This is a genomic window from Mycobacterium simiae, assembly GCF_010727605.1.
GTDB classification, from domain to species: Bacteria; Actinomycetota; Actinomycetes; order Mycobacteriales; family Mycobacteriaceae; genus Mycobacterium; species Mycobacterium simiae.
On sequence record NZ_AP022568.1, the window covers coordinates 520,396 to 534,639 of the forward strand.

Here is a 14,244-nt window from a genome sequence, read left to right on the forward strand (position 1 = left end):
CGGGCGCAGCGGGCCACCGGCATTCGCGCTAGCGTGGACTGATGACTTCCTCAGACTTGTCGCAGCCCAAGGTCCAGCTGACCGATGACGAGTGGCGCAAGAAGCTCACCGCCGAGGAGTTCCAGGTGTTACGCCGCGCCGGCACCGAGCGGCCGTTCACCGGCGAGTACACCGACACCAAAACTCAAGGCGTCTACCAATGCCGGGCCTGCGGGGCCGAACTCTTCCGCAGCACCGAGAAGTTCGATTCACACTGCGGCTGGCCGTCGTTCTTCGACCCGGCGAAATCCGACGCGGTGATCCTGCGTCCCGATCACTCGTTCGGCACCACCCGCACCGAGGTGCTGTGCGCGAACTGCCACAGTCATCTCGGTCACGTGTTTGCCGGTGAGGGCTACCCGACGCCGACCGACCAGCGGTACTGCATCAACTCGATCTCGCTGCGCCTGGTACCGACGGAAGGCTAGCTTTCTTGTTCCGCCGCGACCCTTAACCAGTTGCGACGACACGCCGCCCGAAAGTCGCGTGGTGTGGCGGGGCCCGCGCCGTCAGTCGATGCGGGTGGCGTGCACTTCCCAGAACGGCGCGTGTGCCGGCGCACCGTCGAGCCACGGCTCGATCACCCGGAATCGCTCCAGCAACTGCTCGGCCTGCTCGGCCATGTCGGGATTGCGGGCGACCATCAGCTCGATGCTCTCCACGCTCACGTTGACCCGGTAGGTCGTGGTGCCCAGATACGTGATCTCCCACCCCCCGGACGGCAGCACGTCGCGAAAGTCGTTCTCGGACAACGACCGCAGCATCTTGAAGCCGTTGACGCTGTGTTCGCCGAACTCGAACATGTACAACCGTGCGCCCGGCTTGGTCGCACGGTGCAACGCCTGCACGTAGGACTGCCGAAGCTCGGGCTCGGTGCTGAAGGTGTGGTAGAAGGCGCAGTCGACGACGGTGTCGAACCGGTTCTCCAGCCCGTCCAGCTTGGTGGCGTCGGCCAACTCGAAAGTGACCGACACACCGGCCTTTTGGGCATTCGCACGGGCCCGCTCCAGCGCCGCCGCCGACCCGTCGATGCCGGTCGCCGAATAGCCTTTGGACGCATAGTAAATCGCGTGATGGCCCGGGCCGGTGCCCGGGTCGAGCACCTCGCCTTTGATCGCGCCGAGCGCGACGAGTTGCTGAACCACGGGCTGCGGACCGCCGATGTCCCACGGGGTGGCGATGGGCAGACCGCGCGACGTCCGCTCGTCGCGGTACGCCTCCTCGAATCGGGCAGGGTCGCGGGGATCGAACGGGGTCGTCACCTGGCGCCACTCCTGCCCATCGCTTCGCTCTGCATCGTCGCCGGCGCGGACATGGCGCCACTCCTCCCCATCGCTTCGCTCTGCATCGTCGCCGGCGCGATCATGGCAGGGCATTCACCAACTGCTCGACGGCCACCCGGGGGCCGGTGAAAAACGGTGTCTCCTCGCGGGTGTGCCGGCGGGCATCGGTGGCGCGAAGTTCCCGCATCAAGTCGACGATCCGGTGCAACTCGGGCGCTTCGAAGGCCAGGATCCACTCGTAGTCACCTAGCGCGAAGGCCGGCACCGTATTGGCGCGCACATCCTTGTATTCGCGGGCGGCCATGCCGTGCTCGGCGAGCATGCGGCGGCGCTCCTCGTCGGGTAGCAGGTACCACTCGTAGGACCGCACGAATGGATAGACGCAGATGTAATTGCCCGGTTCCTCGCCCGCCAGGAACGCCGGGATGTGGCTCTTGTTGAACTCCGCCGGCCGGTGCAACGCCACGCTGCTCCACACCGGCGAGCTGAGCTGCCCCAGCGTGGTGGTCCGGCGGAAATCGGCGTAGGTCGCCTGCAGCGCCTCGACACGCTCGGCATGCGTCCAGATCATAAAATCGGCGTCGGCGCGCAGGCCGGCGACATCGTAGAGGCCGCGCACCACGACGCCGCGTTCTTCTTGCTGCTTGAGAAATCGGGTGGTCTCGTCGATAACGGCGTCGCGCTGGTCACCCAACTCGCCGGGCTCCACCGAGAACACCGAGAACATCAGGTAACGGATCGTCGAGTTCAGGGCGTCAAAGTCGATCTTGGCCATGAGACCTATCGTGCCACTTCCGCGTCCGAACCCTCGGTGGCCCTGATCACCCGCTCGGCGGCCTTGCCCGCCGCGCCGATACAGGCCGGCACGCCGATCCCGTCCAGGAAACTGCCGGCCACGGCGATCGTCGGCGGCAGCCCGGCCCGCAGCTCGTCGACCACCGCGGCATGCCCCGGGCCGTACTGCGGCATCGCGTCGACCCATCGCTGCACGCGCGCATCGACGGGCTCGACGTACAGGCCGAACACCGTGGCCAAGTCCTCGGCCGCCCACGCCAGCAGCTCCTCGTCGGACGCGGTGACGGCCAGATCGTCGCCGAACCGCCCGAAGGACAACCGCAGGTATTGCACCTCGCCCGGCACCCCCCACTTGCGTGACGACAACGTGATCGCCTTGCCGCGCAACGCTTCCCCGGTGGCCACCAGCACACCCGAACATTCCGGAAACGCCGTGTCACCCGGCACCGCCAGGGCGACCACCACCGACGATGCGCTGGCGATCCGCCGCGCGGCCGCGCAGCTCTGCGCGGCGACCCCGTCGAGCAGACCCGCCAGGCGCGGAGCCGGAACGGCCAGGACCACCGCGTCGGCGTCCCAGTGCGCGCTGGTACCGTCGCGCAGCACCCAACCCCGCTCGCCGCGGTCGAGCCGGTCGACAGCCGCCGGCACCCAGCGCGCCCCGGAGCGGGCGGCGAGTTCGTCGACCAGCACCCGGTAGCCGCCGTCCAGCGCGCCGAACACCGGAGCACCCGTCGCCGGCGGCAGCCCCTGGCGGACCGCGTCGGTCAGGCTGGCGGCGCCGCGATCCAGCGCGGCCGCCACACTGGGGGCCGCGGCGCGCAGCCCGATGGTGGCCGCCGAGCCCGCGTACACCCCGCTCAGCAGCGGGTCCACCGACCGGGCCACAGTCTGCTCGCCGAACCGTTCGCCGACCAAATTGGCTGTGGCGGGATCACTTCCGGGTCGCCAGTCCAGCGGCCGGCCCGGCTCGGCGTCGATCCGCGCGACCGTGGCGTCGTCGACGAGTGCGGCCACCGCCGCCGACGACGACGGGATCCCGACCACCGTGCCCGCCGGCAGCGGATGCAGCCGCCGCTGGCTGTAGAGCAGCGGCCGGGCCCCGGTGGTGCCGAGTTGGCGGTCGGACAGGCCCAGCTCGGCCAGCAGCGCCGGCATCTCCGGCCGGCGCAGCACGAACGCCTCGGCGCCCAGATCCATCGGCCGTCCGCCGACCCGTTCGGTGCGCAAGATCCCGCCCAGCTTCTCGCCCGGATCGAACAGCACGATGTTCGCATCGGCGCCGGCCGCCATGCGCAGCCGGTAAGCCGCCGTCAAGCCGGAAATCCCGCCGCCCACAACGCAATACGAGCGAGCGGTCATAGCGAGTGGACCAACGACACCAGGTCGGTGAGTACACCGGGATCGGTCTCGGGCAACACTCCGTGACCGAGGTTGAAGACGTGGCCCGCGGCTCCGGCATCCACGGCGCGGCGGCCATCGTCGACGACGGCGCGAGCCGCGCGTTCCACCACCGGCCAACCGGCCAGCGCCACCACCGGATCGAGGTTGCCCTGCAATGCGGTGCCGGCCCCCACCCGGGCGGCCGCGTCGGTGAGCGAGGTTCGCCAGTCCACACCGACGACGGTGGCGCCCGCTTCGCCCATCGCGCCCAGCAACTCGGCCGTCCCGACTCCGAAATGCGTCATCGGCAAGCCGTATTCGGCCAGTGTCGCAAAGACGCGGGAACTGTGCGGCAACACGTATTGGCGGTAGTCGGCCAGCGACAGCGTCCCCGCCCACGAGTCGAATACCTGGATGGCATCCACCCCCGCGTGGATCTGTCCACGCAGGAACTCCACCGTGAGGTCGGTCAGTTTCGACATCAGCGCGTGCCAGCTCGCCGGCGCGGCCAGCATCATCGCCTTGGTACGGGCGTGATTGCGGCTGGGACCGCCCTCGACCAGATACGACGCCAGCGTGAACGGAGCACCGGCGAAACCGATCAGCGGGACGTCACCCAGCGCGTCGACCAGCAACGAGACCGCCCGGCAGACCGGCTGAATCGCTTGCGGATCAACGGGTTTCATAGCGGCAATGTCAGCGTCGGTGCGGATCGGGTGAGCGATCACCGGTCCGACGTCGGCAACGATATCCAGGTCGACGCCGGCGGCGCGCAGCGGTACGACGATGTCGGAGAACAGGATCGCGGCGTCCACGTCGTGGCGGCGAACGGGCTGCAGGGTGATCTCGCAGACCACATCGGGCTCGAGACAGGCCGCCAGCATGGTGTGGTGCTGGCGCAGCGCCCGGTACTCGGGCAGCGAGCGGCCCGCCTGCCGCATGAACCACACCGGCACCCGGCCGGGTTTGCGGCCGGTGACCGCCGCCAGATAGGGCGACTCGGGAAGTTCACGACGCGTACTCATCGGAGACAATGCTGCCACGCTGCCGGTTTGGTGCCCCGGCGGCGGCCGCCCGGGCCCAGACCCGCTGCGTAACATCGAGCCCGTGCCCGTAGCGCCTGTCCCCGTGAATTACGACGAATTCCCCAGCCTTCGCTTCGAGACGGCCGACGACACCGGCCTGGACGGTGTGCTGACGCTGGTCCTGGACGCCCCGGGGCTCAATTCGGTCGGCCCGCAGATGCACCGCGACCTGGCCGATGTCTGGCCGGTGATCGATCGCGATCCCACCGTGCGCGCGGTCCTGGTCCGCGGCGAGGGCAAGGCCTTCTCCTCCGGCGGCAGCTTCGATCTGATCGCGGAGACCATCGGCGACTACGAGGGCCGGCTGCGCATCATGCGCGAAGCCCGCGACCTGGTGCTCAACATCGTCAACTTCGACAAACCGGTGGTTTCGGCCATCCGCGGCCCCGCCGTCGGCGCCGGCCTGGTGGTGGCCCTGCTGGCCGATATCTCGGTGGCCGGGCGGACCGCCAGACTCATCGACGGGCACACCAAACTCGGGGTGGCGGCCGGCGACCACGCCGCGATCTGCTGGCCGCTGCTGGTCGGCATGGCCAAGGCCAAGTACTACCTGATGACCTGCGACACGTTGCTGGGCGAGGAAGCCGAACGCATCGGCCTGGTATCGGTGTGCGTCGACGACGACGAGGTGCTGGCGACCGCGAGCCGCATCGCCGGCGACCTGGCCCAGGGCGCGCAGAACGCCATCCGCTGGACCAAACACAGCCTCAACCACTGGTATCGCATGTTCGCACCGGCCTTCGAGACGTCGCTGGGCCTGGAATTCCTCAGTTTCAGCGGCCCCGACGTGCAGGAAGGATTGGCCGCCCATCGCGAGAAACGCCCGGCGCGGTTTACCAGCTGAATGCCGTCTGATCAGGGTCATCAGCGTTTGGTCACGGACCGGCGGAGCCCCGGTAACAGCTTGGTCGCGCGGGGTTTGAAAGCGGCGCGCCTGTCGCGGCGGGTCAGACGATGGGTCTAGCGTCGATGCCTGTGACCCGCGCATACGACGATGCGGACCGGAGGCGAAGAGGAGGGGCGGCAGTGACCTCAGTCGAACCGGCCCCGTTCCGCGAGGCGGTAGCGGCGATGAACGCCGTGCACGCCCGCCCGGAGATCGAGCTGGGCCCCATCCGCCCCCCACAGCGCCTGGCACCGTTCAGCTACGCCCTGGGCGCCGAGGTCAAGCACCCCGATCTCGACATCGTGCCCGAACGGTCCGAGGGCGACGCGTTCGGCCGGTTGATCCTGCTGCACGACCCGGACGGCGCCGACGCCTGGGACGGCACCATCCGCCTGGTCGCCTACATCCAGGCCGATCTGGACTCGCACGAGGCCGTCGACCCGCTGCTGCCCGAGGTGGCGTGGAGCTGGTTGGTCGAGGCGCTGGAATCGCGCACCGACCAGATGACCGCGCTCGGCGGCACCGTCACCGCGACCACGTCCGTGCGCTACGGCGACATCTCCGGGCCGCCACGAGCCCACCAACTCGAACTCCGAGCCTCCTGGACGGCGACCACACCGGCCGTCGGGGTGCATGTCGAGGCGTTCTGCGAGGTGCTCGAGCATGCCGCAGGCCTACCGCCGGCCGGGGTCACCGACCTGAGCTCGCGGTCACGCGCCTGACATGCGGGAACCGGAGGCCCCCGGGCCCGACGGCACCGCGCCCGATGACCCCGGCGACACCGTGCTCGAGCCGGCGCTCGAACCGGGGGCCGCTCCCCTGCTGCACCCGGCCGACGGGATACCCGAGCTATCGGTCACCGTCGACCAGATAGCCGATGCCGCACGCCAGCTGGACCGCGGGCACGGCCCGTTCGCGGTGGATGCCGAACGGGCATCCGGCTTTCGCTATTCCAATCGGGCCTACCTAATCCAGATCCGGCGGGCCGGCGCCGGCACCGTGCTGATCGACCCGGTCAGCCACGGTGTCGATCCGCTGGCCGCGCTGCGGCCCGTCGCCGAGGTGCTGGGCACCGACGAGTGGATCCTGCACGCCGCCGATCAAGACCTGCCCTGCCTGGCCGAGGTCGGCATGCGCCCGCCCGCGCTCTACGACACCGAGCTGGCCGGCCGGCTGGCCGGGTTCGAGCGGGTGAACCTGGCGGCGATGACCGAACGGCTGCTGGGCCACGGCTTGGTCAAGGGCCACGGCGCCGCCGACTGGTCCAAACGTCCGCTGCCGACCGAGTGGCTCAACTACGCGGCGCTGGATGTCGAACTGCTGGTGGAGTTGCGCGCGGCGGTCGCGGCCGCGTTGGCCGAACAGGGCAAAAGCGATTGGGCTGCACAGGAATTCGACTACCTGCGCAGCGTCGCAGACAGGGAGGCGGCACCCCGGCGCGACCGCTGGCGACGCACGTCGGGCATCCACCGGGTCCGCGACCGTCGCGGCCTGGCGGCAGTGCGCGAATTGTGGACGGCCCGCGACAACATCGCCGCGCGCCGCGACATTGCGCCGCGCCGCATCCTGCCGGATTCGGCCATCATCGACGCCGCGCTGGCCGACCCGAAGACGGTCGACGACCTGATCGCCCTGCCGGTGTTCGGCGGGCGCAACCAGCGGCGCAGCGCCGCGATGTGGCTGGCCGCGCTGCAGGCCGCGCGCGAGAGCCCGGAGCCGCCGGAAGACGCCGAACCGCCGAACGGGCCGCCCCCGCCGGCACGCTGGAGCCGGCGCAAACCCGAGGCGGCCGCCCGGCTGGACGCGGCAAGGGCCGGGCTGTCGAAGCTGTCGGAGCGGGTGCACGTGCCGACCGAGAACCTGGTGGCACCCGACCTGGTGCGACGGCTGTGCTGGGACTGGGAGGACGCTTCGGATCCGGTCGAGGCCGTCGACGAATTCCTGTGTGCGGGCCAGGCGCGGGCCTGGCAACGCGGACTGGTCGACCCCGTGCTGGCGACCGCGCTGCAGCCGCCCCGCAACGCCAAAGACTCCTAGTCGAGGTGTTCGCGGATCTCCGTCTCAGATTCGCAACTGCCCAGTGCCGCAACCCAACCCGTGATCCGGCGGGCCACGTCCTGGTCGGTCAGCCCGAGGTCGGCGAGCACCTCACCGCGTGAGGCGTGCTCGTAGAACTCCTGGCTCAGGCCGACGTCACGGCACGGCATGTCGATCTCGGCACGGCGTAGCGCGGCCGAAACCGCCGACCCCACACCGCCATTGACGCCGTTGTCCTCACAGGTGACGAGCAGCTTGTGCTGCGCCGCCAGTTCGAGGACACCGTCCGACACCGGCAACACCCACCGCGGGTCGATCACGGTCACGCCGATCCCCTGGTTGTGCAACCGCTTGGCCACCTGCAGTCCCATCGACGCGAACGCGCCGACTGCCACCAACAGCACATCGTGGTTCAGCCCCTCGGCGGGCACGGCAAGCACGTCGACTCCCGAGCGCTGCTCGAGGGCCGGAATGTCTTCGCCCACATCGCCTTTAGGGAACCGTATCGCGGTCGGGCCGTCATTCACGTCGAGCGCCTCGCCGAGTTCCTCACGCAGCCGGGCGCCGTCCCGCGGGGCGGCCACCCGCATGCCGGGAACAATGTTCAGCATCGACATGTCCCACATGCCGTTGTGGCTGGGGCCGTCGGACCCGGTGATGCCGGCGCGATCGAGCACGAAGGTGACCGGCAGTTTGTGCAACGCGACGTCCATCATGATCTGGTCGAACGCCCGGTTGAGGAACGTCGAGTAGATGGCCACCACCGGGTGCATTCCACCCATCGCCAGCCCCGCCGCCGAGGTGATCGCGTGCTGCTCGGCGATGCCGACGTCGAACAACCGATCGGGGAACCGCTGCCCGAACGCCGTCAGCCCGGTGGGGCCGGGCATCGCCGCGGTGATCGCCACGATGTCGCGACGCTTCCTCGCGTAGTTGATCAGCGCCTCGGAGAACGTCGCCGTCCAACCCGGGCCGGGAATCTTGGTCGCCTGCCCGGTGGCCGGGTCGATCGGCACCGTCGAGTGCATCTGCTCGGCCTCGTCGGCCTCGGCCGGCGGGTAACCCATGCCCTTGCGGGTGGCGACATGCACGATCACCGGGCCGCCGAAGCCGCGGGCCCGCCGCAGCGCGGCCTCCACCGCGCGTTCGTCATGGCCGTCGACCGGGCCGACGTACTTCAGCCCGAGGTCGGTGAACAGCAACTGTGGCGCCAGCGAGTCCTTGATGCCCGCCTTGACGCTGTGCATGAAGTGGTAGCAGATCTCACCGATCAGCGGCACCGCGCGCATCACGTCGCGGCCTTTTTCCAGCATCTGCTCGTAGGCCGGTTGCAGCCGGAGCATCGCCAGGTGGTCGGCGACACCGCCGATCGTGGGCGCGTAGCTGCGCCCGTTGTCGTTGACCACGACGATCACCGGGCGACGGGAGGCCGCGATGTTGTTCAGCGCCTCCCAACACATGCCGCCGGTCAGCGCGCCGTCGCCGACCACCGCAACGACGTGCCGGTTGCGGTGCCCGGTCAGCTCGAACGCCTTGGCCAGGCCGTCGGCGTAAGACAGCGCGGCGCTGGCGTGGCTGGACTCCACCCAGTCGTGCTCGCTTTCGGCCCGCGACGGATACCCCGACAACCCGCCCTTTTTGCGCAGCGTCTCGAAGTCCTGGCAGCGCCCGGTCAGCATCTTGTGCACGTAGGCCTGGTGGCCGGTGTCGAAAATGATCGGATCGTGCGGCGAGTCGAACACCCGATGCAGCGCCAGCGTCAGCTCGACCACACCGAGGTTGGGACCCAGGTGGCCGCCGGTAGCCGCCACCTTGTGGATGAGAAAGTCGCGAATCTCCTGGGCCAGATCGCGAAGCTGCCGCTGCGACAGGTGCTGCAAATCAGCAGGCCCGCGGATCTGTTCGAGCATCTCGTCAGTGTACGCAGCGCCCGCCGGAACATCGGGTAAGCGCGGGGCCTACCGGCCGCCGAAGAGTTCGGCCAGGGTGTCGTGCAGCTCGGGATCGGCCAGGACGACGACCTCGTCCCCGGCCTGCAGTTCGGTGTCGCCGCGCACCGGCACCAGCCCGGTGGTGCGGACCACAATGCTCACCCAGATGTCGCCGACGCGGTCGCCCAGACCCTGCACCGTGCACCGCTCGGCGGCCGACCCCCGGGCCACGCTGAACCGATGGACCCCTTCCGGTTCGTCGGCGAGGCGCACACCGATCTGCCAGGGCCGGGTCTGCACGGTGCGCATGGGCAGCCGCAACAGTCGCGCCAGCCCCGGCACCGAACTGCCCTGCACCAGCACCGAAAAGATGACGACCACCACCACGATCCCGTACAGCCGGTCCGCGTCGGCGATGTGGGCGGCCCGCAGAAACTCACCGAGCAGAATCGGCACCGCCCCTTTGAGCCCGGCGAGCAGAACGAAGATGCGTTCGTTGCGCTGCAGCCGCACCGGAAGCAGGCAGGCGCCCACCGCCAACGGCCGGATCACCACCGTCAGGGCCACGCCGAGGATGACCCCGGGCACCCAGACGTCCGGCCGGCCCAGCACCGTGAGGTCGACGGTCAACCCCAGCACGGCGAACGCGACAATCTCGGCCAGCCCGGCCAACGCGGCGTGGAACCGCTTGATTTCCGGCTTGTAGGGCGCGCGGGCGTCGCCGATGACGATGCCGGCGACGAACACCGCCAGGTATCCCGACCCGTGCGCCAGCGTGGCAATGCCGTAGAGCATCAGACACGACGCCAACGTGCGCAGCGCGTAGAGGCCTTCGCTCGGCAGTGCCACCCGACGCATGAACACAAGCAGCGCGCGCCCGCCGAGTACCCCGACGGCCAGGCCCACCACCATCTGCGCGAGGAATTGCGTTCCCACACTGGCGAATCCGGCCACGCTCAGCCCGCCGGCGGCGATCAGGCTGGACATCAACGCGATGCCGACCGGATCGTTGGCGCCGGACTCGCCCTCCAGGATGGTGCTGCTGCGGCCCCTGATCTCCCGTTTGCCCAACACCGAGAACACCACGGCCGGGTCGGTGGGCGCCACTGCTGTGGCCACCAGCACCGCGGGAAACCAGCCGATGCCGCAGACGTAATGGACGATCAACGCCGCCCCCGCGGCGGTCAGCGCGGTGCCCACGACGCCGACCGAGAGGATCGGGACGGCGGCCGCACGAAACCGCGACGGCCCGATGTGCATTCCCCCGTCGAACAACACCAACACCAGCGCGATGGTCATGACCCGCTCCACCGCCAGCTCGGACGGGGCTTGCACGGCGGGCAGCGCGTGCACCGCGACGGCGGCCCCGATGAGAACCAGCAGCGGCACTGGGATTTTCACCCGCTCGGTCAGGCGGTTCGCCAGCACAGCGGCCAAACCGACGGCACTGCAGAACAATACGAGCGCCGCGTAGCGCAGCGTCTCATTCATGGTGCGGACACCCGTGCTCGGGTGAGCAGCGCCACGCACTCGATGTGGTGGGTCAGCGGGAACGCATCGAACACCTTGATCCGTTCGACCGTGTAACCGTGACCCAGGTAGATGCCGATGTCGCGGGCGAAAGACGCTGCCTCGCAACCGATGTGGACCACCCGTGGAATACCGGACGCGGCGAGTAGGCCGATCACGTCGCGGCCGGCACCCGACCGGGGCGGGTCGAGGACTGCGACGTCGGCACCGGCCGGTTGCGTCGAGATCGCACGGCGCACCGAGTCGGTGACGACGTCCACCTGCGGCAGATCGGCCAGCGCTGCCCGCGCCGCCCGGGTCGACGCTCGCGAGGTGTCGACGGTGAGCACCCGTCCGGACTCCCCGACTGCGTCGGCCAACGTGGCGGCGAAGACCCCGACGCCGCCGTAGAGATCCCACACCCGCATGCCGGTGCCGGGCTGCGCCCACTGGGCGACCAGCCCGCTATAGACCCGCGGTGCGTGGCGGTGCGCCTGCCAGAAGGCGGTCACCGGGACCTGCCAGCTCCGCTGGCTCACCCGCTGGGTTGCCTCGTAGTCGCCTTGCACCACATTGGTCACCGTCCGCCCGCCCTGGCGCAGCGTGCGCACCACATGGCGCCGGTCGTCGTCGTCGACGGCGACATGCAGCTGGGCGGTAGGCGTCAGATCCGCCGCCGTGCACGCCTGCACCAGCCCGTCCAGCATCCCCGGCACCAGTTGCGCGCAGCGCAGATCGGCGACCAATTCCTCGCTGTGGTAACGGTGGAAGCCGGGCCGCGCGTCCGCTCCGACTTCCAGACGCACCCGGGTGCGCCAGCCGGTCGCGCCACCGTCCGAGAGCGGTTCGGCTTCACCGCTCCAGCGATGGGCGGCCAACCGCTCCAGCTGGTTGGCCACGATCTGCGCTTTGAGCGCGCGGACCGCCTCGGGCCTGGCGAACGCCAGATCGCAACAGCCGGCGCCGTGCACCCCGGCGATCGGACACAGCGAGTCGATCCGATCCGCCGACGGTTCGATCACCTCGAGAACCTCTGCGTGCCAATAGGATCCGCGGTCCGCGGTGACTCGCACCCGCACCCGCTCGTTGGGCAGGGCGTAACGCACGAACACCACCCGACCTTCGTGGTGCGCCACACAGCTGCCGCCGTTGGCGGGCGCGCCGGTGACCAGCGAAAGCTCCGCTACTGACCCTTCGGACCGCACTACGTATCCCTCGCCGAGCCGAGTCAGTCGAAGATCCCGCGGCGGGCGTCGCCGGGCGCGGCATGCGGTTGCAGCGTCTTGAGTCGCTCCGACGAATTAAGTTGCCACGGAACGGAAGTGACCATCACGTTGGGCATGAACAGTAACCGGCCTTTGAGCCGCAACGCGCTCTGGTTGTGCAGCAGCTGCTCCCACCAGTGCCCGACGACATACTCCGGGATGAACACCGTCACCACCGTGCGTGGGGATTCCTTGGCGACCCGTTTCACGTAATCAAGGATGGGCCTAGTGATTTCACGGTAGGGCGAGGCAATCACCTTGAGCGGCACACTGACTTCGCTTTCCTCCCAATCGTGCACCAGCTTACGGGTTTCCGCGTCGTCGACGCTGACGGTCAATGCCTCGAGCACGTCAGGCCGGGTCGCGCGCGCGTACGCCAGTGCCCGCAGCGTCGGCAAGTGCAACTTCGACACCAGCACCAGCGCGTGGTTGCGGCTGGGCAACACCACGTCGCGCTGGGTGGCGGCTTGCTCTTCCAGCTCCCGGTTGACGGTGTCGTAGTGCTTGCGGATCAGCTTCATGACGACGAACAGTGCGCCCATCGCGACGATCGCGATCCACGCCCCGGCAAGGAACTTCGTGACCAGGACCACCAACAGCACCGCACCGGTGGACAGCAAGCCAACCGTGTTGACCACGCGCGAGCGCATCATCTTGCGCCGCACCGCGGGGTCGGTCTCGGTGCGCAACATCCGGCTCCAATGCCGGACCATGCCGATTTGGCTCAGCGTGAAGGAGATGAACACCCCGACGATGTAGAGCTGGATCAGCGCGGTGACCTCACCGCGGAAGGCGATGACGAACGACAGCGCCGCCGCCGACAGGAACAAGATGCCGTTGGAGAACGCCAGCCGGTCACCGCGGGTGTGCAGTTGGCGAGGCAGGTAGCTGTGCTGCGCCAGCACCGACCCGAGTACCGGGAATCCGTTGAACGCGGTGTTGGCCGCCAGCACCAGGATCAGCGCCGTCACCGTGGCGATCAGCAGGAATCCGATGCGAAAGTCGCCGAACACCGTCTCCGCCAGCTGCGTCACCAGAGTCTTCTGCAAGTAGCCGGCCGGGATGCCGCTCAGCTGGGTGGCGGGATCGTCGACCACCTGCACATGTATCTGCTGAGCCAGCACGATGATGCCCATCAGCAGCGTCACCGCGATCCCGCCGAGCATCAGCAATGTCGTTGCGGCGTTGCGCGACTTGGGTTTTTCAAAAGCCGGCACCCCGTTGCTGATGGCCTCCACACCGGTCAGCGCCGCGCAGCCCGACGAGAACGAACGGGCCAGCAAGAACGCAAACGCAAACCCGACAATCTGGCCGTGCTCGGCATGCATCTGAAAACCCGCGGAGGCGGCGCGCAACGGGTTGCCCAGCACGAAAATCCGGAACAAACCCCAGCCGATCATCACCACGACGCCGACGATGAAGGCGTAGGTGGGGATTGCGAAAGCCACCCCGGACTCGCGGATGCCGCGCAGGTTCAGCGCCATCACCAACAGGATGGCGCCCACGCAGAACCACACTTTGTTGTTCGCCACAGTCGGAACTGCCGAACCGATGTTCGCCATCGCCGATGAGGTCGAAACAGCAACGGTGAGAACGTAATCCACCATTAGCGCACTGGCCACGACCAGGCCGGCGGTCTCGCCGAGGTTGGTGGTGACCACCTCGTAGTCACCACCCCCGGACGGGTAGGCGTGCACATTCTGCCGGTAGCTGGCCACCACGACCAGCATGACCGCGGCCACCGCGAGCCCGATCCACGGCGTCAGCGCGTAGGCGGCCGCCCCCGCGACCGAGAGCATCAGAAAGATTTCCTCAGGCGCATAGGCCACCGAGGACAGCGCGTCCGAGGCGAACACCGGCAAGGCGATGCGCTTGGGCAGCAGGGTGTGGCTCAGCCGGTCGCTACGCTGCGGCCGACCGATCAGCAACCGGCGCGCTGCGGTTGAAAGTTTGGACACGAGAGCCAAGAGTAAGCGTAACGGGCCGTGCCGGTAGCGTTCCGTGAGCGAGAATGTTCCCAACGGAAATCGG

12 protein-coding genes are annotated in these 14,244 nt (G+C 68.9%); 4 read left to right on the top strand and 8 right to left on the bottom strand.

What is annotated here, in order from left to right; all coding sequences use genetic code 11:
* Positions 1-41: 41 nt before the first annotated feature.
* Entirely contained in the window at positions 42-467 is a 426-nt protein-coding gene (msrB, locus tag G6N33_RS02320; protein WP_044511088.1) for a peptide-methionine (R)-S-oxide reductase MsrB, read from the top strand.
* An 81-nt stretch (positions 468-548) separates the two neighbouring features.
* Here msrB and G6N33_RS02325 read toward each other — a convergent pair whose 3' ends face one another.
* From G6N33_RS02325 to hemE, 4 genes are all read right to left on the bottom strand, one after another.
* Positions 549-1,301, bottom strand: coding sequence for a class I SAM-dependent methyltransferase (locus G6N33_RS02325; RefSeq protein WP_044511086.1), 753 nt, complete (start codon positions 1,299-1,301; stop codon positions 549-551).
* Between the two features lie 100 nt (positions 1,302-1,401).
* Complete coding sequence (gene hemQ, locus G6N33_RS02335; RefSeq protein WP_044511084.1) at positions 1,402-2,097, bottom strand: hydrogen peroxide-dependent heme synthase; 696 nt, start codon at positions 2,095-2,097, stop codon at positions 1,402-1,404.
* Positions 2,098-2,102: 5 nt separating this feature from the next.
* Positions 2,103-3,479 (bottom strand): protoporphyrinogen oxidase, encoded by a 1,377-nt coding sequence (locus G6N33_RS02340; RefSeq protein ID WP_101528229.1) that lies wholly within the window; start codon positions 3,477-3,479, stop codon positions 2,103-2,105.
* The gene (hemE, locus tag G6N33_RS02345) at positions 3,476-4,525 is read right to left on the bottom strand and encodes a uroporphyrinogen decarboxylase (protein ID WP_044511080.1); all 1,050 of its coding nucleotides are present in this window, start codon (positions 4,523-4,525) and stop codon (positions 3,476-3,478) included. Before hemE ends, G6N33_RS02340 begins: the two co-directional genes overlap by 4 nt.
* Before the next feature lie 82 nt (positions 4,526-4,607).
* Between hemE and G6N33_RS02350 the strand changes: the two genes are divergently transcribed.
* The 3 genes from G6N33_RS02350 (at position 4,608) to G6N33_RS02360 (ending at position 7,508) form a co-directional block, all read left to right on the top strand.
* Positions 4,608-5,429, top strand: a complete 822-nt coding sequence (locus G6N33_RS02350) for an enoyl-CoA hydratase/isomerase family protein (RefSeq protein ID WP_044511078.1) — start codon at positions 4,608-4,610, stop codon at positions 5,427-5,429.
* Positions 5,430-5,560: 131 nt separating this feature from the next.
* The gene (locus G6N33_RS02355; RefSeq protein WP_408632758.1) at positions 5,561-6,193 is read left to right on the top strand and encodes a DUF3000 domain-containing protein; all 633 of its coding nucleotides are present in this window, start codon (positions 5,561-5,563) and stop codon (positions 6,191-6,193) included.
* 1 nt (position 6,194) lies between these two features.
* Positions 6,195-7,508 (top strand): ribonuclease D, encoded by a 1,314-nt coding sequence (locus G6N33_RS02360; protein ID WP_101528230.1) that lies wholly within the window; start codon positions 6,195-6,197, stop codon positions 7,506-7,508.
* On the opposite strand, the gene dxs is transcribed toward G6N33_RS02360, so the two are convergent.
* From dxs to G6N33_RS02380, 4 genes are read right to left on the bottom strand one after another with little or no spacing between them, the layout of a single operon-like run.
* The gene (gene dxs / locus G6N33_RS02365; RefSeq protein ID WP_044511075.1) at positions 7,505-9,418 is read right to left on the bottom strand and encodes a 1-deoxy-D-xylulose-5-phosphate synthase; all 1,914 of its coding nucleotides are present in this window, start codon (positions 9,416-9,418) and stop codon (positions 7,505-7,507) included. The two genes, G6N33_RS02360 and dxs, sit on opposite strands and share 4 nt — an antisense overlap.
* A 48-nt stretch (positions 9,419-9,466) precedes the next feature.
* On the bottom strand, positions 9,467-10,930 hold the full coding sequence (locus G6N33_RS02370) for a cation:proton antiporter domain-containing protein (protein ID WP_044513209.1): 1,464 nt from the start codon (positions 10,928-10,930) through the stop codon (positions 9,467-9,469).
* The gene (locus G6N33_RS02375; protein ID WP_044511074.1) at positions 10,927-12,153 is read right to left on the bottom strand and encodes a class I SAM-dependent RNA methyltransferase; all 1,227 of its coding nucleotides are present in this window, start codon (positions 12,151-12,153) and stop codon (positions 10,927-10,929) included. Before G6N33_RS02375 ends, G6N33_RS02370 begins: the two co-directional genes overlap by 4 nt.
* A 23-nt stretch (positions 12,154-12,176) precedes the next feature.
* On the bottom strand, positions 12,177-14,171 hold the full coding sequence (locus tag G6N33_RS02380; RefSeq protein ID WP_044511072.1) for an APC family permease: 1,995 nt from the start codon (positions 14,169-14,171) through the stop codon (positions 12,177-12,179).
* Between the last annotated feature and the right edge of the window lie 73 nt (positions 14,172-14,244).